This window comes from Mariniflexile soesokkakense (assembly GCF_039650365.1).
GTDB lineage: Bacteria > Bacteroidota > Bacteroidia > Flavobacteriales > Flavobacteriaceae > Mariniflexile > Mariniflexile soesokkakense.
In genome coordinates this window covers 349,032-368,308 of sequence record NZ_JAZHYP010000001.1, presented here as the reverse complement: position 1 = coordinate 368,308, position 19,277 = coordinate 349,032, and the positions used below count along the sequence as shown (strand labels likewise).

The 19,277-nt window shown below is 32.0% G+C and carries 23 protein-coding genes; 5 read left to right on the top strand and 18 right to left on the bottom strand.

Going from position 1 to position 19,277, the window contains the following annotated elements:
* The first annotated feature begins 3 nt into the window (after positions 1-3).
* A complete protein-coding gene (gene murA, locus VP395_RS01585; protein ID WP_346239953.1) occupies positions 4-1,314 on the top strand; it encodes a UDP-N-acetylglucosamine 1-carboxyvinyltransferase in 1,311 nt (436 codons plus the stop codon).
* A 216-nt stretch (positions 1,315-1,530) separates the two neighbouring features.
* On the opposite strand, the gene VP395_RS01580 is transcribed toward murA, so the two are convergent.
* The 16 genes from VP395_RS01580 to VP395_RS01505 form a co-directional block, all read right to left on the bottom strand.
* Entirely contained in the window at positions 1,531-1,746 is a 216-nt protein-coding gene (locus VP395_RS01580; protein WP_346239952.1) for a hypothetical protein, read from the bottom strand.
* A 131-nt stretch (positions 1,747-1,877) separates the two neighbouring features.
* Positions 1,878-3,182, bottom strand: a complete 1,305-nt coding sequence (locus VP395_RS01575) for a cryptochrome/photolyase family protein (RefSeq protein ID WP_346239951.1) — start codon at positions 3,180-3,182, stop codon at positions 1,878-1,880.
* 43 nt (positions 3,183-3,225) lie between these two features.
* Positions 3,226-3,690: an SRPBCC family protein gene (locus VP395_RS01570; protein ID WP_346239950.1), complete on the bottom strand. Its 465-nt coding sequence runs from the start codon at positions 3,688-3,690 to the stop codon at positions 3,226-3,228.
* A gap of 3 nt (positions 3,691-3,693) precedes the next feature.
* A complete protein-coding gene (locus VP395_RS01565) occupies positions 3,694-4,155 on the bottom strand; it encodes a TspO/MBR family protein (protein ID WP_346239949.1) in 462 nt (153 codons plus the stop codon).
* The gene (locus VP395_RS01560) at positions 4,142-4,324 is read right to left on the bottom strand and encodes a Lacal_2735 family protein (RefSeq protein ID WP_346239948.1); all 183 of its coding nucleotides are present in this window, start codon (positions 4,322-4,324) and stop codon (positions 4,142-4,144) included. The genes VP395_RS01565 and VP395_RS01560 overlap by 14 nt, the downstream gene beginning before the upstream one ends.
* Positions 4,325-4,326: 2 nt before the next feature.
* On the bottom strand, positions 4,327-4,845 hold the full coding sequence (locus tag VP395_RS01555; RefSeq protein WP_379884141.1) for a glutathione peroxidase: 519 nt from the start codon (positions 4,843-4,845) through the stop codon (positions 4,327-4,329).
* Positions 4,846-4,876: 31 nt separating this feature from the next.
* On the bottom strand, positions 4,877-5,560 hold the full coding sequence (locus VP395_RS01550; protein ID WP_346239946.1) for an SDR family NAD(P)-dependent oxidoreductase: 684 nt from the start codon (positions 5,558-5,560) through the stop codon (positions 4,877-4,879).
* A gap of 4 nt (positions 5,561-5,564) precedes the next feature.
* Complete coding sequence (locus tag VP395_RS01545) at positions 5,565-5,795, bottom strand: hypothetical protein (RefSeq protein ID WP_346239945.1); 231 nt, start codon at positions 5,793-5,795, stop codon at positions 5,565-5,567.
* Between the two features lie 4 nt (positions 5,796-5,799).
* Complete coding sequence (gene folE / locus VP395_RS01540) at positions 5,800-6,495, bottom strand: GTP cyclohydrolase I FolE (RefSeq protein WP_346239944.1); 696 nt, start codon at positions 6,493-6,495, stop codon at positions 5,800-5,802.
* Positions 6,496-6,548: 53 nt separating this feature from the next.
* Complete coding sequence (locus tag VP395_RS01535) at positions 6,549-6,824, bottom strand: TIGR03643 family protein (protein WP_346239943.1); 276 nt, start codon at positions 6,822-6,824, stop codon at positions 6,549-6,551.
* Positions 6,821-7,240: a hypothetical protein gene (locus VP395_RS01530; RefSeq protein ID WP_346239942.1), complete on the bottom strand. Its 420-nt coding sequence runs from the start codon at positions 7,238-7,240 to the stop codon at positions 6,821-6,823. Before VP395_RS01530 ends, VP395_RS01535 begins: the two co-directional genes overlap by 4 nt.
* A 78-nt stretch (positions 7,241-7,318) precedes the next feature.
* Entirely contained in the window at positions 7,319-8,746 is a 1,428-nt protein-coding gene (locus VP395_RS01525) for an SDR family oxidoreductase (RefSeq protein WP_346239941.1), read from the bottom strand.
* A complete protein-coding gene (locus VP395_RS01520; protein WP_346239940.1) occupies positions 8,743-9,384 on the bottom strand; it encodes a flavin reductase family protein in 642 nt (213 codons plus the stop codon). The genes VP395_RS01525 and VP395_RS01520 overlap by 4 nt, the downstream gene beginning before the upstream one ends.
* Positions 9,384-10,694 (bottom strand): ABC1 kinase family protein, encoded by a 1,311-nt coding sequence (locus tag VP395_RS01515; RefSeq protein WP_346239939.1) that lies wholly within the window; start codon positions 10,692-10,694, stop codon positions 9,384-9,386. Before VP395_RS01515 ends, VP395_RS01520 begins: the two co-directional genes overlap by 1 nt.
* Before the next feature lie 8 nt (positions 10,695-10,702).
* Positions 10,703-11,359 carry a TetR family transcriptional regulator C-terminal domain-containing protein gene (locus VP395_RS01510; RefSeq protein WP_346239938.1) on the bottom strand — a complete coding sequence of 219 codons (657 nt, stop codon included), beginning with the start codon at positions 11,357-11,359 and terminating at the stop codon, positions 10,703-10,705.
* A 570-nt stretch (positions 11,360-11,929) separates the two neighbouring features.
* Positions 11,930-13,567: a glycoside hydrolase family 10-like protein gene (locus VP395_RS01505; protein ID WP_346239937.1), complete on the bottom strand. Its 1,638-nt coding sequence runs from the start codon at positions 13,565-13,567 to the stop codon at positions 11,930-11,932.
* Positions 13,568-14,002: 435 nt separating this feature from the next.
* Here VP395_RS01505 and VP395_RS01500 point away from each other — a divergent pair, with 435 nt between their 5' ends.
* Together VP395_RS01500 and ettA are read left to right on the top strand one after the other, a co-directional pair.
* Positions 14,003-14,185: a CAL67264 family membrane protein gene (locus tag VP395_RS01500; protein WP_019387444.1), complete on the top strand. Its 183-nt coding sequence runs from the start codon at positions 14,003-14,005 to the stop codon at positions 14,183-14,185.
* A gap of 129 nt (positions 14,186-14,314) precedes the next feature.
* Positions 14,315-16,006, top strand: a complete 1,692-nt coding sequence (gene ettA / locus VP395_RS01495; protein WP_346239936.1) for an energy-dependent translational throttle protein EttA — start codon at positions 14,315-14,317, stop codon at positions 16,004-16,006.
* 64 nt (positions 16,007-16,070) lie between these two features.
* Here the strand turns inward: ettA and VP395_RS01490 are convergent, their stop codons facing one another.
* Positions 16,071-16,310 carry a hypothetical protein gene (locus VP395_RS01490; protein ID WP_346239935.1) on the bottom strand — a complete coding sequence of 80 codons (240 nt, stop codon included), beginning with the start codon at positions 16,308-16,310 and terminating at the stop codon, positions 16,071-16,073.
* Positions 16,311-16,590: 280 nt separating this feature from the next.
* On the opposite strand from VP395_RS01490, the gene VP395_RS01485 reads away from it, so the two are divergent.
* Entirely contained in the window at positions 16,591-17,172 is a 582-nt protein-coding gene (locus tag VP395_RS01485) for an NUDIX domain-containing protein (protein ID WP_346239933.1), read from the top strand.
* Here the strand turns inward: VP395_RS01485 and VP395_RS01480 are convergent.
* A complete protein-coding gene (locus tag VP395_RS01480) occupies positions 17,167-18,192 on the bottom strand; it encodes a formimidoylglutamase (protein ID WP_346239931.1) in 1,026 nt (341 codons plus the stop codon). The two genes, VP395_RS01485 and VP395_RS01480, sit on opposite strands and share 6 nt — an antisense overlap.
* A 115-nt stretch (positions 18,193-18,307) precedes the next feature.
* Here VP395_RS01480 and VP395_RS01475 point away from each other — a divergent pair, with 115 nt between their 5' ends.
* Entirely contained in the window at positions 18,308-19,192 is an 885-nt protein-coding gene (locus VP395_RS01475; RefSeq protein ID WP_346239930.1) for a chromosome partitioning protein ParA, read from the top strand.
* Positions 19,193-19,277 lie beyond the last annotated feature (85 nt).

The window sequence follows — 19,277 nt, the reverse complement described above, 5'->3', positions numbered from 1 at the left end:
TATATGGGAACATTTAAAATTGAAGGAGGCCACCAATTAAAAGGTAGCATACAGCCACAAGGTGCAAAAAATGAAGCACTACAAATTTTATGTGCGGTTTTATTAACCCCAGAATTGGTTACCATTCATAATATTCCAGATATTGTTGATGTTAATAAACTCATTAACTTATTAAGAAAACTAGGTGTTAAGATTGAAAAATTAGCACATGGTACTTATACCTTTCAAGCCGACGCGGTTAATTTGAAATATTTAGAATCGGACGAGTTTAAGGTTGATGGCCGTGGTTTACGAGGTTCTATCATGATTGTTGGCCCATTATTAGCGCGTTTTGGAAGAGGTTACATCCCTAAGCCAGGTGGGGATAAAATTGGGCGTCGTAGGTTAGATACTCATTTTGAAGGTCTTATTAATTTAGGTGCCAAATTTAGATATAGTAAAGAAGAGCAGTTTTATGGTGTAGAAGCTAATAGGTTAAAGGGGGCTTACATGCTTTTAGAAGAAGCTTCGGTTACGGGAACTGCCAATATAGTGATGGCTGCGGTGTTAGCAGAAGGCCGGACTACAATTTACAATGCTGCTTGCGAACCGTATTTACAACAATTATGTAAAATGCTGAATCGCATGGGCGCAAAAATTAGTGGCGTAGGCTCTAATTTGTTAATCATTGATGGAGTTGATAATTTAGGAGGCACTCAGCATACTATGTTGCCCGATATGATTGAAATTGGGAGCTGGATAGGTCTTGCTGCCATGACAAAAAGTGAACTAACCATAACCAATGTATCTTGGGATGATTTAGGTGTGATACCTGCGGTTTTTAGAAAATTAGGTATTACCGTTGAAAAACGTGGTGATGATATTCATATTCCTGCCCATAATGACGGTTATGAAATTCAAAGTTTTATAGATGGTTCTATTTTAACCATTTCTGATGCACCTTGGCCAGGGTTTACACCGGATTTATTAAGTATTATTTTGGTAGTTGCAACACAGGCCAGAGGTAGTGTGCTTATTCACCAAAAAATGTTTGAAAGCCGTTTGTTCTTTGTAGATAAATTGATTGATATGGGAGCTAAAATTATTCTTTGTGACCCGCATCGTGCTACTGTAATTGGACATGATTATAAATCGACTTTAAAGGCAACTAACATGACCTCTCCCGATATTCGTGCGGGGGTATCATTACTTATAGCGGCTTTATCTGCTAAAGGCACATCGACTATTCAGAACATAGAACAGATTGATAGAGGTTACGAGCGTATTGACGAACGTTTACGTGCTATTGGTGCTAAGATTGAACGCATTGAATAATTTTTAAGATACTTAAAATTAGAATGTATCATTTTTAAATTAAAGTGGTGTTTTTGATTTATATCAAAACGCCACTTTTTTATTGAGCTAAATTAACTACCAAAATTTAAATAGGAATAATGATGTAGTTGGTGGTTTTGATACCGACTTTAAATTCAATTTCTGGTAAAAACCATATTTTCAACGGATGCTAAAAAAAAATATAGTAACAAATAATTAAGGTCTTCCTTTTAATCGTTTTTCAATCTTTTGCTTAATGAGCGTTAATCGTTTCATAATATCCATAATTTTTGGGTCTTGTTCTTCTTTATAAATGGTATTCAAATTTAATATAAGCTCTTTTACTTCTCTTGATGCTTCTATACGTTCGCTTGTGGTTTTAAAAGTTTGTTTTCTTTGTTCGAACTCTAAAGCATTGGCAATAATTTCCATGAATTTTAATTTATTTTATTAAACTTTTGATAACGTTAATTGTCAAAATTTTGCAAGATACTAAAGCTAATGGGTTTATAGTTTTTTTACCGTATTATTAATGAAACATTAACGTTTTGAACTGCTTTTCATTAATGCAAAGCCTTTTTATAAACCTGTAAACAGCGTTCTCTGGCCATTTTATGGTCTACTATAGGTGTTGGATAGGTGAGTTCTTGAAAATCGGGACACCATTGTTTAATATACTCTAAGTTTTTATCAAATTTTTCAATTTGCGTAGTTGGGTTAAAAATCCTGAAATAGGGGGCAGCATCAACACCACAGCCAGCAACCCATTGCCAGTTACCAATATTGCTTGCCATATCGTAATCATGCAGTTTTTGGGCAAAATAGGCTTCACCCCAACGCCAATCTATAAGTAAATGTTTGCATAAAAAACTACCTACCAACATACGTACACGGTTGTGCATAAAACCTGTTTGGTTGAGTTGCCTAATACCAGCATCTACTAACGGATAACCAGTCTGTCCTTCACACCATAATCTAAATTCATCTTCATTATTCCGCCATTCAATTCGGTCATACTTAGGTTTAAAACTATGGGTAACCGTATGCGGAAAGTGCCATAGGATATGCATAAAAAACTCGCGCCAAATAAGTTCTTGCCAGAATATTTCGTTTTGTTCTGCCACAGCTTTTTGTACCATTCTTCGAATGCTTACCGTTCCAAAACGCAAATGAGGCCCTAATTTAGAGGTGCTATCTTGCGATGGGAAATTTCGAGTTGCTTCGTAATTTTTTATAAGTTGTGGTGTAACTGTAAAATCTTCTATTTGTTGATTTGATATGGTGAAACCCATATAGGCTAAACTTACATTAGGTAATTGTTTGGTTTTAATGGTGTTGCTTAAAAGTGCCTCAGTTTCATAAATTTGTAATTTTATGGTTTTAAAAAGTGCTTTCCATTGCTTCATATACGGTGTGTAAACTACATAGGGTGTACCATCAGATTTTAAAATATCGTTTTTTTCAAAAACAACTTGGTCTTTGTAAGTTTTAAATTCAATATTATTTTCAGCTAAAAAAGTTTTAATTTCTATATCGCGTGTTTGGGCATAGGGTTCGTAATCATGATTTGTAAAAACGGTGTAAATATTATAATCTTGGGTAAGTTGTTTGTATACTTCAATAGGTTTTCCAAAATACATTGCCAAACTACTACTGTACTTTGTTTGAAGTGTTTTATTTAAATTTTGAAGCGTTTTATGAATGAATGAAACTCGAGCATCATCTTTTGGGAGTTTGTCTAAAATCTCTGTATCAAAAATAAAAACAGGAAGCACAGAATGTTTTCCGTTTAAAGCTTTAAATAATCCATGGTTATCGTTTAGACGTAAATCACGACGAAACCAAAAAATGTTGACTGTTTGTTTCATTTACTTATTAAAAAATTGTAGAATGTGCTTAAATGGATGCTAATTACGAATATTTTCCAAATAATTCTTCTAGCTTTTTTGTTCTGTAATTAAAGATTTCTTCCAGTTTTGGCTTAACTAAAATTGGGTGTGCTAATTGTCCTAAAATTCCAAAGGGAATTTTATAATCTATAATATCTTCCATTTCTACACCACCTTCTATTTCCTTTATAAAATGTTTATGATGCCAAAGTGCATACGGGCCAAAACGTTGTTCATCTACAAAATAATGTTTCTCAGCAACATGGGTAATTTCGGTAACCCATTTGGTTTTAATACCCAAAACAGGTGTTACAATATATTGAATAATTTGTCCTGCAAACATAGGCTTGTCAACTCCAGATAGAATATGGAAACCCATATAATCGGGCGTAATGATTTTTAGGTTTTTTGGGTTTGATAAAAAATCCCACGCCTGATTTATAGTTATTGGTAAATTTTGTTTTTTATGTAGTGTATAAATCTTCATAATTTAGTTGTATAGTAAAATGTAAAGATTAAGTGAATTTGCAACACACAACCATAAAAAGTAAGGTAGTATTAAAAGGGTTTTATAGCTTAATTGTTTTTTAAAATCATATAGAAGTATAGTAACAATGGCTGTAAGTGATAAGATAACTATTAGCCCTAAAGCGATGAGGTGTTGGTTGAAGAAAACAAAATTCCATCCAACATTAAAAATAAATTGTAACGTAAAAAGTATTTTTAACTTTGTATTTGGTACTAAATCATACAAATAAGCCATGTAAATGGAGAAGCATACCATGATGCTGCTCCAAGCCGCTCCAAAAACCCACCCAGGAGGAGTCCAAGGCGCTTTGTTAAGTTGAGAATACCATTCGGTTTGTGGACCATTATCCATAAGCCAAACACCAATGCCTAATGCTGAAAAATTAATAATTAGAAAAATTAATAGAGTTTTAAAAAGTTTCATTTGTTTTTTTTAATTGATCAATTCTAGGAATTAAAGCTTGAGCCATAGCGTATTTTTCATCACTAAGCTTTCTGTTAACACTAGACAACTCATGCCACTCCTTCATTAATTTTTTGAAAGTAGATTCTAATTTTTCAATTTCCGATTTTTTTCTGAACAAATTAAACATAGTTATAATTTTATATGATTTGTAATTTTGTCGCTTAGTGGATTAGTAGCCGAAAAATAATAATCTATGAGCTCTCCTTTTTTACCCACTAAATATTTTTGAAAATTCCATTTAACAGACGAATTGGAACTACCATTTTTTTCTTGTTGAGTTAACCACTGGTAAAGTAGGTGTTGGTTTTTACCTTTCACATCCACTTTCTCGGTCATTAAAAAAGTAACGCCATAGTTAGCTTCACAGAATGTTTGGATTTCTTTAAAAGTTCCCGGTTCTTGGCCACCAAATTGATTACAAGGAACCCCTATAACCACTAACTTATCTTTATAGGTTTCGTGTAATTTTTGTAAATCTTCATATTGACCAGTAAAACCACATTTAGAAGCAACATTTACAAATAAGATGTATTTGCCTTTAAATTGAGAGAAATCGATTGGTTTTTCTTGTAAACTATTTATTTTAATATTGTAAATAGATTCTAAAGGGTCTGTTTGTGCTTTAGATTTTGAGAATATGGATACCATAAGGCTTAATAAAATTAATTTTTTCATGTTTTTACATTTTAAAGGAAACGATACCACAATCCATTTCAAATATTTGTCCTGACATAGCCATAGATTTGTCCGATATCAAGAATTCAGCCATACTAGCAACTTCATCTGTATTCAATATTTTTTTAAGAGGATGGCGACGCACTATGTTCTCAATCATTTTGTCATTCCGCAATAGTTTTGAAGCTAATTCGGTATTGGTAACTGTAGGTGCAATGGCATTTATTCTAACAGTTGGAGCAAGTTCAGCTCCTAACGATTTAACCAATCCCTCGACGCCTGATTTTGCTGTAGCAATACTTGCGTGATAGGGCATACCTAACTTTGAAGCTACAGTACTGAATAATAATATTGATGGTTTTTCTCCCTTTTTAAGAATGTCCATATACTTCTGAATTGCTTTTACGGCACCAAGCACATTAATTTCAAAGTCTTCACGGAATTCATCTAAAGTTAATTTTGAAATAGGTTTTAAATTGATGCTTCCAGGGCAATAAACCAAGCTATCTATAGATGTAATTTCCGGTAAATCATCTTTTAAAATGTCACAACCATAATGTGTCAAGTTAGTATGTATTGTGGTGGGTGTTGTCCTGCTTATATTAATAACTTTATGTTTGTCAAGTAGTTTGTTAACTATAGCGTTACCAATGCCTTTGCTACCACCAATTACAACTATTGTCTTCATAAAATTATATATTTGAGATTAAATGCTTGCCATTCAGTCGTTTTTCAACTTTTCTTTTTATAGTTGTCAGTCGTTTCATAATGTCCATTATTTGCTCATCCTTTCTGCGTTTGTAAATTTCATTCAAACCTAAAATCAACAATTTGGCTTTTCTTGAAATTTCTATTCTATTACTTGTTGTAAGTGATTTAAGTTTTACTTGTTCGAATTCAAGTGCTTCGTTTATTATATCCATAAATTTAATCTTTAAGATAGTTTTGTAATTCAGCAATTTTTTCAGGAGTATTAAACTTTCCTCCATAATAAGATGTAACTGTTGCTGATGATTCATCTTTAATGCCACGAGAAGATACACATAAGTGTTTGGCATCAATAATAACCGCCACATCTGTTGTCCCTAAAATATGTTTTAAATCTTCTGCAATTTGATTTGTTAAACGTTCTTGTACTTGTGGGCGTTTAGCATAATATTGTACAATTCTATTCAACTTTGAAAGACCAATTACTTTTCCTGAAGATATGTATGCAACATGTGCTTTACCAATAATAGGCACAAAATGGTGCTCGCAATTTGAATAGAAAGAAATATTCTTTTCAACTAACATTTGGTTGTATTGATATTTGTTGTCAAACAGTGCTATTTTGGGTTTGTTTACAGGGTTTAAACCTGAGAAAATTTCGTCAATATACATTCTGGCAACACGTTGTGGTGTTCCTTTTAAAGAATCATCGGTTAAATCTAACCCCATAACTTTCATAATTTCTTCAAATAACAAGGCTATTCTGTGTTTCTTTTCAGAATCTGATAGTTTGAATGCATCCTTTTTAATTGGAGTTTCTAATCCAGTATATAAATGGTCGTCTCCAATATCTTCAGTCGAAAACCCTTTGAGTTTGTGTCCGTTTTTTTTATTAACTAATGTTTCTGTGTTCATTGTGTCTTTTTTATATGCTATCTTTATGTATTCATTTTAGAAAGCAAAGCACGTTATCGTTTTGAAATTGAGTTGTTTGTAATGTGTTTTTGTCTTGAACATTTAAAGCGACCTTTTTTAAAAGTTCTCAATTTTTGATGCTTTGTAATTCGTCCTTGAACTCGCTTTCTCCACATTTTAAAACTGCTAAGTTTCATTTCTTTGCGCATTAACTCTATAATATCTTGTTCTTTAAGGTTAAACTGAAATGCAATAGCTTCAAAAGGTGTTCGGTCTTCCCAAGCCATTTCTATTATGCGGCCTAAATCTTTTTCGGTGTAAATTTTCATGTTTGAGAAAATTTATATTTAGATTCAAATTTTACTTTTTCATTCATCATATTTTCAAAAAAATGTTTGTTTTCATTAAATGTAGCATTGTTTTTAAAGTGAATAAATCGTCCTTGTGCATAAATACTTATGCCATTTGTTTTATAAACTACTAATTGGTAATGTGGCATTACCCATGTAAAGTTGTTTAATCCTTTGTTAATTCTAATTATGATTCCTGTTGGGCGCAATTCTAAATTTGCATCAGAAACTAAATTCAGATATTTTTTCATATTTAGACTAGCATCATCAATTATCATCCGTTTAGAGCCAATTCCCTTCATTTTAATAGATTTTAGAAAGCTAAATGGTTTTCCCACAACATCGTTTATTAAGTTGTTATGCTCTTTTTTTGTGTAAGTTGTATCTAAAACCATGCTTAAAGATAATGAAAATTTAATAATGTTTAATGTTTTTGTTAAAAAATTAAACAAAAATTAACAAAGCAAAAATTTTTAAAGAGCCTTAACTAATTCCTTAATCATTCCATTAAATATAAAACCATGAAAAGGCAATACACTATACCAATATAATCTGCCAGCTAAACCTCGGGGACGAAAGGTGGCTGTTTGTTTTAGTAATCCGTCTTCAATTTTGAATTCTAACCAAGCTTCTCCTGGTAATTTCATTTCAGCATATAGTAAAAGTTTTTTCCCTTTTTTGTCACTAAATATAACACGCCAAAAATCTAAAGCATCACCTGCATTTAATTCTGATGCATGAGTTCTTCCGCGTCTAAGTCCAATTCCTCCAACTAATTTATCTATGTAGCCTCTTATTTTCCATAAAAAATCACCATAATACCAACCCGTAGTACCTCCAATAGACCATATTTTATTAATTGTTACGGTTTCATCCATAACTTTTCGTTCTTTATAATCTTTAAAGCAACCATATTTAGGAACATTGATATATTTATGTAGGTTATTTTTTAAGCGACCACTACTTATCATCGAATCTTTCCAACTCGAAACAATACTGTTTTGTTCTATTTTTTCGAAAGCTAATTGAACTGCTTCTGTATAGGTTATTGGGCTAACATCTAAAATTTGATTGATGTTACTGGGTTTTCCAACAATTTCAACACTCATACTATCTACTAATGTGGATGCTAATTTATATGAGGTAGATGTAACAAAGTATAACCAGTAAGAGGATAGTTTTGGAGTCATTACCGGTACTGTGAAAATGTAGCGTTTTAAAAGTCTTATTTCGGCAAATTTTAAGAGCATTTGCTTGTAAGTTAAAATTTCTGGACCAAAAATATCGAAACTTTTGTTATAGAGCTCTTGGTTTGCTTTTGCTTTTGAAAGAAATGCCATCACGTCTCTAACGGCTAAAGGTTGTGTTTTTGTGTTTAACCATTTTGGAGCGACCATTACAGGTAGTTTTTCAACTAAATCGCGAATAATTTCAAAAGAAGAACTCCCAGAGCCAACTATAATTCCTGCCTTAAAAATCGTTAGGGCATAGTTTTTAGATGCTAATATTTCCTCTACATTTTTTCTCGATTGTAAATGTTTAGAAAGCTTTTCTTCATTGGTAATACCGCTTAAATAGATAACTTGTTTTAATTTGGCATCTTCAAAATAGGCTTTAAAGTTTTCAGCACATTGGGCTTCTAATTTTTCAAAATCTTTAGATGTATTAGACATTGAATGAATAAGATAATAAGCAATATCTACATCTTTTGGAATAGCGTTTAACGTTTCAGGTTTTAAAAAATCAGCTTCAATAATTTCTATAAGAGGTTCTTTTAAGTATGTTTTTTCTGCACGCAACTTATCTCTTACAGCGCATACCACGTGATTCCCTTCGTTAATTAGAATAGGAATTAAACGTTTTCCAATATAGCCTGTTGAACCTGTAACTAGGATTTTCATTTAATTGGGTTTGTATCAGATAATTTTTTTGGTCTTTGGTAGGTTAATCTTGTTTTAAATTTAGGGATTAAATATCCATCTAAACCGTTTATTGTAACAATATTTGCTTTTGATAGATTTATAAAACCATCCGTTTCTAGCAAATCATCTTGAATATACAGGTCTTTTATTTCACCTATAAGCAGTATAGTTCCATTTGCATTTATAGGATATTCTTCAACATACTCCATGCCCATTTGTACCGGAGATCCTTTTACATAGGGTGCCCGAAAATTGTTTTTATAAGTTTCTTGTAGGTTAGTAGCATCAAATTCGGAGAAATGTGCATCATATTTAGCAGAGGTATGATGTGCGTTTTCTAAAATAGATTCATAAACGTGATTTATTGTATAAAACCCCATTTCTTTTATATTATCATATGTATTTCTTATTGCTGTAGTAGGCCTAAAGAAAACACCTAGCAACGCAGGATCGGACCCGATATGGGTTACCGAACTAAAAATTGCTACGTTAGAAATGTTTTTAATGGATTTTGAGCCTATTAAATTAGCCGATTTAAAACCAGAACAACTATTTATAAGATTTATTTTATATAAATGTTGCAAATTTTTAATATCCTTTTGGTTAAAATGTGGCATTATATGTTTTTAAAATTATTAATTTTTATATCCTTAGCTTTTAAATCAAACATTAAGTTATACAAGCCAAAAAAAGTTCTGTTTATATATATGAAATGTTTAGAACCGCGGTTACCATTCATTTTTCTTAATTCCGTATTTTTTGAATAGCGCTGTCCTAATTCTGTGATTTTTCCGAAGAAATCACTATCAGAAAAATCGAACGTTTCTACATGAAAAGGTTGTGTAAATAAGCTTAATAACTCATGAAACATCTCGGTGAAGAATTCAACTTCTTCTTTGGAATCATCTTCCCGTAAAATTTCTAATTCATATAGTTTTTCAACAAAATAGGATTGGTTTGATATGTTTTGTGGTTTTGCCAATTCAAAGTAAGGTATGTAGAAGTCGTTTGGAATAGTTTTCATACAACCAAAGTCAAGTGCTATTAATTCACCTGTTTTTGAAACCAGAAAATTTCCAGGGTGCGGATCTGCATGTACTTTTTTAAGTTTATGAATTTGGAACATGTAAAAATCCCATAAAGCTTGCCCTAATTTATTAGCGGTTTCTTGGTTGGTATTATGGGATGTAAATTCTGAAAGATGTTCACCATGCATATAATCCATCGTGATGATACGGTCTGATGAGAGTTCTTCGTAGTAATTGGGAAACAAAAGGTTGGAAATATGAGAGCAAGCAAAAGCAATTTCCTTGCTTTGCTTTATTTCCAACACATAATTTGTTTCTTCAATTAACTTTCCTTCAACTTCTTTAAAGTATTTGTCCGAGTCTTTTCCCTTAATATTGAACATTTTCATAGCTATAGGCTTAACTAAAGCTAAATCGGTCGCAATACTTTGTGCAACTCCCGGGTATTGGATTTTTACGGCAAGTTTTTTTCCGTCTTTTGTTGCAATATGTACCTGACCGATACTTGCAGCATTTACAGAAGTTGTGTTGAAGGAATCATATAATTCATTTGGGAGTTTACCAAAATAATTTTTAAAGGTTTTTATAACCAATGGAGGCGATAACGGAGGTACTGAAAATTGTGCTAACGAAAACCTTTCTACATAGGCTTGGGGCATAATACTTTTTTCCATGCTTAGCATTTGTGCCACTTTTAGGGCGCTGCCTTTTAACTGCTTTAAGCCATCGTAAATGTCTTCAGCGTTATTTTCGTTTAATGTTGCTCTTGCTTCCGATTCGGTTTTTGTTAATTTATCACCATAATATTTTAGGTAATTAACACCGACTTTGGCACCTGTAGAAACCAATTTCGAAGCACGGTGTATTTTGGAAACAGGAATAGAATCTATTGTTTTCATAGTTATATTTAGTTCATGTGCATTTTTTCTTTGAAAATAAATTTCCCAAAGTCAATCACACTTTTTAGTGGAGCAATATCTAATACATCAAAACTTGTGTTTACCGATTTTTCAATAAAAATATCAGTCTTTTCAAAAGATGCAGAGGTATCGTCCAGCCAAAACTTCATTGTTAATAGTAATTGCACCCATGCCGATTCTTGAATGGCTATATTTTGAATTTTTTCTAGCTGCTCTTGCTTAACATCTAAGGTTTCAATATCTAAACCATCAATGTATTTTGTGAAACTTTTTTTAAGGTCAGAAAGAAGCGCTAAACCTTTCATATTGTTTTTATGGTTACGCAATGTGTAAACAATATAACTTCTATTTGCAGTTAAATTTTCAAAAAATGTAAAGTAAAAACTTAGTAGTTTGTTTCTTGCATCAAACGAAATGTATTCATCACTTTGGTTTAAAGTTGAAAGTGTATTGTTGAAAAATTTTTTAAAAATAAATTTTTCAACAGCTTCAAAAGAACCGAAATACTCATAGAATTTTGCTTCTTCGAAATTATTTGTTTTTGCAAATGCATAAACTGATTTTGGGTATTCATTATTTTGTAAAACATAATCCATGTAAAATGCGATAATGTTATTTTCTGCAATTTCTTTCTTTTTTGCCATAACCATTAGTTTTACAGCAAATATACAAAATGTTCAACATTTTTTAATAAAAACTAAACAAAATACAATTATTGAATAGAAAATTTATTAGAAAAAGTTACAAGAAGTCACTAAATTGAGATGTTATTGTATAATTTTAGCTTGGTAGAATATTTTATTAAAAACTATGATGGTTAAGTAAAGCAGAGCATGAGCCGAAAAAGAAATTGTTGTGATTATGTCGTTACTGAATCCTTTTTTTTAAGAGCTTAAAAACAGAATGGGTTTACGAATATAGATATAATTACAGATCCAAAGCCCAAGCAACTATCCATCTTATCTTGGATTGAAACTTGGCACAATAAATGAATGCTACGCTCTACTTTGGTGTATAAGCTATTAACGACTTTGAAATGGAAATGTATAGCCAATATGTAGCAGCTTAAAATGTGTAATTAATTGTTCAAATTTTTGTTGCAAGTCCAAAAGCAACGAGTATGTGAAAAGCTAGGTAGCAGAGAAATAATCTAAAAAATTACGCATAAATCAGTTAACATTGTTTATGGTACTTTGACGTAGTTCATTTCGTAATCAAATCGATTTTTTTATTAAAATATTAGGGTCTTCAACATTTGTTTGAATATCATCTGTAATGGGATTTATTACTAATTCATTCACTTTTTTGTGTGTAATTCCAAATTTTTTGATTTCTGTAAAATCGCCAGCTTCATTATTGTTTTTGTCTAATGATGTTACTACAAAAACTTTAGTATCCATTTGATGTTGGGTTAATTTCAATTCATTACCAGAAACAATATCAAGTATTTTAGAGCCATCATGCATGTTTGTAATGGCTTCATTAGCATTGTCAAAAGCGTAAATAACATATTTTACTGGTAAATCACCATCGGGAGCGGCAATTGGTGTGTCCCATAAAATTTTAAATGGCTCCACTCGAATGTTTTTTGGTTTTATGGGGGAAATATTATCTTTCCCTAATCCCAAAATAGGTGGGGCAAAAGATTTATATTTAAAATGCGTATTGCTTAAAACACCATTCAGCCCTTTCAAATTATATTTTATAGCATTATAACTGTATGCAATTTGACCAAAACTGGCATCCATTAGTTCCGCTTTATTTTGATTGATTTGGTTTTGAATTTCTGAAATTTCCCAAGATTTATTGCCGTCTAATTTATAAAAGCCTTGACTTATATACAGTTGTTTGCAATACCGTTTTGCTTGATCGTTCCACCATTTGGAAAGTGCCGTATAATCTTGTTTGCCATTTATATTCCAGTATAATTGCGGGGCTAAATAATCTACTTTCCCCGAATTTAACCAAGCAATTGGGTCGCAATATAAAGCACTAAATGAAGATGTTCCTTTAATACCTGCAGGTGTGTCTGCTTTCCAAATTCCAAAAGGACTTACACCAAATACAATATTTTTATTTTTGTTTGTGTTAACCGTTTGAATTGCGTCATAAACCATCCCAATCATTAAGTTTACGTTATTTCTTCTCCAGTCTTCTATGGTTGTAATATTGGTTGGATTATTTTCTTTAAAGGTTTTTGCATCTTGTGGTGTAGCATTCATGCCAGCGTATGGGTAAAAATAATCATCAAAATGAATACCATCGATATCGTACCTGTTTGCTATGTCTTTAACAACATTAACAATATAATTTCTAACATCTGGAAGTCCAGGATTTAGCATTTTTAACGATAACGCTTTATCAGTATTATTTAATTTAGCTTGAAACGTCCAGTTTGGGTGTAATTTTGCTACATTATTTGGTGCTAATTCCATGGCTGGAGTTTGTTTAACTCTGTACGGATTTAACCAAGCGTGCAAATCCAATCCTCGTGCGTGCGCTTCTTTAACAGCAAATTCCAAAGGATCCCAAAAAGGGGTGGGCGCTTTTCCTTGTGTGCCTGTAAGCCAATAAGACCATGGATCAATGGATGAGGCATACAAGGCATCGCTTTCTGGACGTACTTGTAAAAAAACGGTGTTGTAACCGTTTGCTTTGAGGTTATCTAAAATGGTAATGAGTTCTGCTTGTTGTACAGCAGGTGTTGCATTTCGGTTTGTTGGCCAAGATAAACTGGATATTGAAGGCACAAAAACACCTCTTAAATCCGCTTTAGGGTTTGGAATCAGTTTACCTGTTTGTGCTTGTATAGCGATGCACAAAAACAGAAAATAAGGGGCAAATATTTTCATATTATTTGATTGAGAATATAAAATCTAATTGTTTCTATCTTCAGGTATTGAATATTTATGTTTTTCAATTTAAGACCTTTGGATTAAAAACATGTAAATTTAAATAATTTACAGACATGAATTTCAATTAGATAAAAATAAACATAGATAAAGCATCTGTTTTATCGGATTAAATACAATCCATTTGTTGAATGGAGTGTATTTTGAATGTTAAAAAATGCTTTTGTAATAAGTTAAAATTAAGTTTTTAAAAGGATACTTTTTTATTTAAAAATACGATATTTGTGTTTTAAATTTGCGCAAGGGATTGCAGCGGCGTCCTTTTTTATGTGTTTTCGAAACAATTCTGTTCTTAGCGAAAACAAGATACATATAAAAGACATAGCGGAAAGCCCGACCTTTTTTCAAGGTTGCGCCAAAAAAAAACAACTAATTATGGCAATGAATAAAAATACAGTATTGGCTTGGGCAACTGTTTTAATGATTATTATGGGTGTGGTTTTAATATTAATGGGAGCTTACAGGTATGATGATGTAGCAGGATGGGGATTTGCAACCGTAGGAATTGGTTTTTTTGCCATTGCATGGGTGTTTAATGCTTTAAAAGGACGTGTTTAATAAATTTACGATATTCAATTTAAACTTTATGATTGAAAATCGTACACAAAAACACAATTAATATGCTGAAAACGATGTCTTGTTTCGTTTAGTAATTCGTAAATACAAAAATTGTAAATCAAAAATTATATGTCTGACGATAAGAAAGTTATCTTTTCGATGTCTGGTTTAACCAAGACGTTTCAAGGGGCGAATACGCCTGTGCTAAAAAATATTTATTTAAGTTTTTTTTACGGTGCGAAAATTGGAATTTTAGGTTTAAATGGCTCGGGTAAGTCCACTTTGCTTAAAATTATTGCAGGGGTTGAAAAGAATTATCAAGGTGATGTTACCTTTTTACAAGATTATTCGGTGGGCTATTTAGAGCAAGAACCGAAGCTTGATGAAAGTAAAACCGTTTTGGAAATTGTAAAAGAAGGAGCAGCCGAAACTGTCGCCATTCTTGATGAATACAATAAAATAAACGATATGTTTGGGTTGGAAGAAGTGTATTCGAACCCAGATAAAATGGATAAACTGATGGCTAGACAAGCTGAGCTTCAAGATAAAATTGATGCATCAAATGCTTGGGAGTTGGATACCAAATTAGAAATTGCCATGGATGCGCTAAGAACGCCAGACGGTGATAAAAAAATAAGTGTATTGTCTGGTGGGGAACGCAGACGTGTTGCTTTATGTAGATTGCTCTTACAAGAACCAGACGTGTTATTGTTGGATGAGCCAACGAATCACTTGGATGCGGAATCGGTACATTGGTTAGAGCATCATTTAGCACAATATAAAGGAACTGTTATTGCTGTAACGCATGATAGATACTTTTTAGATAATGTAGCGGGTTGGATTTTAGAGTTGGATAGAGGTGAAGGGATTCCATGGAAAGGAAATTATTCATCTTGGTTAGACCAAAAATCGAAGCGTTTGGCTCAGGAAAGCAAAACAGCCTCTAAGCGTCAAAAAACATTAGAGCGTGAGTTGGAATGGGTTCGTCAAGGTGCAAAAGGGCGTCAAACCAAGCAAAAAGCGCGTTTACAAAACTATGATAAGTTAATGAGTCAAGACCAAAAACAACTTGACGAAAAGCTGGAAATTTACATTCCTAACGGACCTCGTTTAGGCACCAATGTTATTGAAGCCGTAGGCGTTAGTAAAGGTTTTGATGATAAATTATTATATGAAGATTTAAACTTTAAACTACCACAAGCTGGAATTGTGGGTGTTATTGGTCCGAATGGTGCTGGGAAAACCACTATTTTCAGAATGATTATGGGCGAGCAAACCCCAGATAAAGGAGAATTTAAAGTAGGTGAAACTGCTAAAATCGCTTACGTAGACCAAAGTCATTCAAATATTGATCCTGAGAAAACTATTTGGCAAAATTTTAGTGATGAGCAAGAATTGATTTTAATGGGTGGAAAAGAAGTGAATTCCCGTGCTTATTTAAGTAGATTTAATTTTTCTGGAGGTGAGCAAAACAAGAAGGTTAAATTGCTTTCTGGAGGTGAACGTAACCGCTTGCATTTAGCAATGACATTGAAAGAAGAAGGCAACGTATTGCTTTTAGATGAGCCTACTAATGACCTTGATGTTAATACATTACGTGCATTGGAAGAGGGTTTGGAGAACTTTGCAGGTTGTGCTGTAGTTATATCGCATGATAGATGGTTTTTAGATAGAATCTGTACCCATATTTTAGCTTTTGAAGGGGATAGTCAAGTGTATTTCTTTGAAGGTAGTTTCAGTGAATATGAAGAAAACAAAAAGAAACGTTTGGGTGGTGATTTGATGCCGAAGCGAATTAAGTATAAAAAGTTAGTACGTTAATAATGTACTGAGTACATAACCAAAAAGCCTGCATTTGCAGGCTTTTTGGCTATTCTATGTTTTTTTAATTGCCGCCGTACATATGGCCATCTGTAAAATCTTTGTATTTTTCTTCCTGTTTTGCCATTTCTTCGCTAATCTTATCTAATCGCTCATTTTCTTTTTTAAGTTTATAAGATTTCCTAATACCTAAAACTAATAATATAGCGAAAAAAACAACCACTATAACTAAAATGGATACAATATCCGATTGGCTTATTGAAAGTGTTATAGGTTGCAAATTGATTGAAAAATTTGGAGGCATAGTCAGTGCAAAAAGTTTGATTTAAAAGCTAATCAAATATAGTATAATTTATTTACTAAGCAATTATAAATGACAGCATTGAAAATGTAAAAGCAAGATTTGTAACACAAATAACAGTAAGTTATCTTATTTGTTTTGAGCAATATAGGCGGAAAATTAAACAAGGGTTTAGCAATAAATGTTATCAAATTTTATCAACAATAATTAAATGTTGTAGTCATTTGATGTTTTTTTACCGAAATTGCTTCTTATAATTTAATAAACTTATTTACGATTTATTATGTCATCTGAAAAATTAAAGAACGTAAAAACAGAAGTGCTTTCTAATAACTACTATACATTAAACAAATTAACTTTCGATTATAAATTAAAAAACGGAAATTGGGTGACGCAAATGCGTGAATGTTATGATAGGGGAGATGGCGCAGGTATTTTGCTCTGTAACAAAGAAAAAGGCACCGTTATTTTAACCAAACAGTTTAGAATGCCAACGTTTTTAAATGATAATAAAGATGGAATGTTGGTTGAAATTTGTGCAGGCATGTTAGATAAAGATAATCCAGAAGCTTGTATAATAAGAGAAACCGAAGAAGAAGTAGGCTATAGGTTGAAAGAGGTAAAAAAAGTATTTGAAGCATATTCATCGCCAGGTGTGATGACAGAGAAAATGCATTTTTTTATTGGGGAATATACTGATGCCATGAAAGTAAATGAAGGTGGCGGATTAGAGAGTGAACACGAAGACATTGAAGTTTTAGAAATACCTTTTACAGAAGCTGTTAGAATGTTAAATAATGGTGAAATATACGATACCAGAACCATCGTTTTACTGCAATACGCGATAATCCATAAACTTTTATAATGAATCTTGGTGGGCATTAATAAAATCACCAATAAAGTAAGCGATTAATTTCCCTACTTGCTGCTCTGTTTTTTTTGTGGGAGCAGCTTCACATATATGTAAATAACGTGCGTTTTCATATTTACCAAAATAAGAAACATAACTTCTGGCTTTATTAACGCTAAAACCACTAGGCGTCATGGCACTACTTGGTATGTTTTCTATAGCATCACAATCTAATTCTATTCCAAATGGTTTATCCGCAATGTGGTTTGAAGCCCTTTCCAGTTCTTCTTTAAACTTTAGTTCTTTACCAACAGCCAAATCTTCAAAAATATTATATTTAATTAGTTTAAATTTCTTCAACGATTTAAATATTTTATCTGATGTATAGTTTCTTTGTAATCCAAAAATAAAATAGTTATTTAAAAACCCTTCAGCGTAAGCATAACTAAAACCATTTCCGCTATGGCGTCCTTCTTCGGGTCTAAAATCGGAATGTGCATCAAAGTTGATAATATTAATAGGCTTTTTTAAAGCTAAGCTGGTGCCTTTTATATTGCCGTATGCATTGTTGTGCCCACCACCAATAATAATAGGTTTTTTTCCTGCTGAAACAATTAGGTTAACAATAAATGTAACATGCTTGTCTATTTTACTAACAATTTTCCTGGCTTTAGTAATGCTTTTCTTTTCATTAACATCCAATTCAGAAATTTTTAATAATTCTTCAGTAAAATCTAAATGCCCTAATATTAATACCTTGTTGGCTCTAGTAAATTCGTTACTTTGTATATTCAAAAGCACCTTTAATGTAGCTTCCCAAGCTTTTGAAGTGCCCGTTTTTCCGTAATTTGCATATACTCCAACATCTTCGGGTAAACCAATAATTACATGCGTGACATCCAAATTAATAAGTTGGTCGTATATATTGGAAATGTTGGTTAATATTTGAATATGTTCACCAAATTTGGATTCGCCGTGACGTTTGTTTAATAACTTATTTAAAGTAGTATTGTTAAATAAAACCAGTTTATCCATAAAAAGTAAATAAATTTTGAAATAAAAATACATCATTATTTTTTTACGGCATTAAAAAAAAACAAAGTATTATAATTAAAGAAAATTAACATTAAAAACATTAAAACAAGTAATTATGGAAAACAACAAAAGTAGCATGGGGCTTAAAGTAGCATTAGGTATTGCATTGGTTTTATTTTTAGGAACTGCATTTTACACAATGAATTTGTACCAAAGCAGCGAAAAAGTTCAGAAAGATTTAACTGAGCAAAAGCAATTGGTAATGAATGATTTAAATGCAATGGCAAAACAATATGATGTAGCCATTAGCGAAAATGAAGTAGCAAATCAGGATTTAATTGAAGCTAGAGCACGTATTCAAGGATTAATTGACTCTTTAAAAATTTCTGAAACTAACGTAAAAAGTTTATGGAGCTACAAACAAAAATATGCTTCATTACAAAAAGAAATGGATGTATTGTTAGCTGAAAACGATAAATTAAAAGTTCAGAATTCTTATTTAGCGACGTCTTTAGATAGCACACGTGTTCGTTTAGAAGAACGCACAATGTTTTCAGATTCGTTATTAATACAAAACACAGCATTGGCAGATGTGGTTTCAAATGCAGCTGTGTTAGGTGCGGTAAACATGAAAGGGTTTGGAGTAATTGAAAGAACTTCTGGTAAATTAATACCAACAGAAAGAGCAAGTCGTACTGATAAAATTAGAGTATGTTTTACAGTGCCTAAGAACAAATTAGTTCAATCTGGTAATCAAGAATTATATGTTCAGGTTATAGACCCAAAAAGCAATACATTAGGTTTAAATGACCAAGTTAGTTTTGGTGGAAAAACTTTAAACTATAGTATTATAAGTAAATTTAATTACGAAAATGCAAGTTTAGATATTTGCGAGTTCGTTGCATCAAAAGGTAAATCTGAGTTTCAAAAAGGGCGGTATATCATAAATGTTTTTAACGAAAAAGATTTAGTAGCAACATCTGAATTTACTTTAAAATAAAACTATATATAAAATAAGTTAATGAAAAGTCTTAGGTTAACTCCTAAGACTTTTTTATTTATTAATGTTTAATATTCATGTGGTT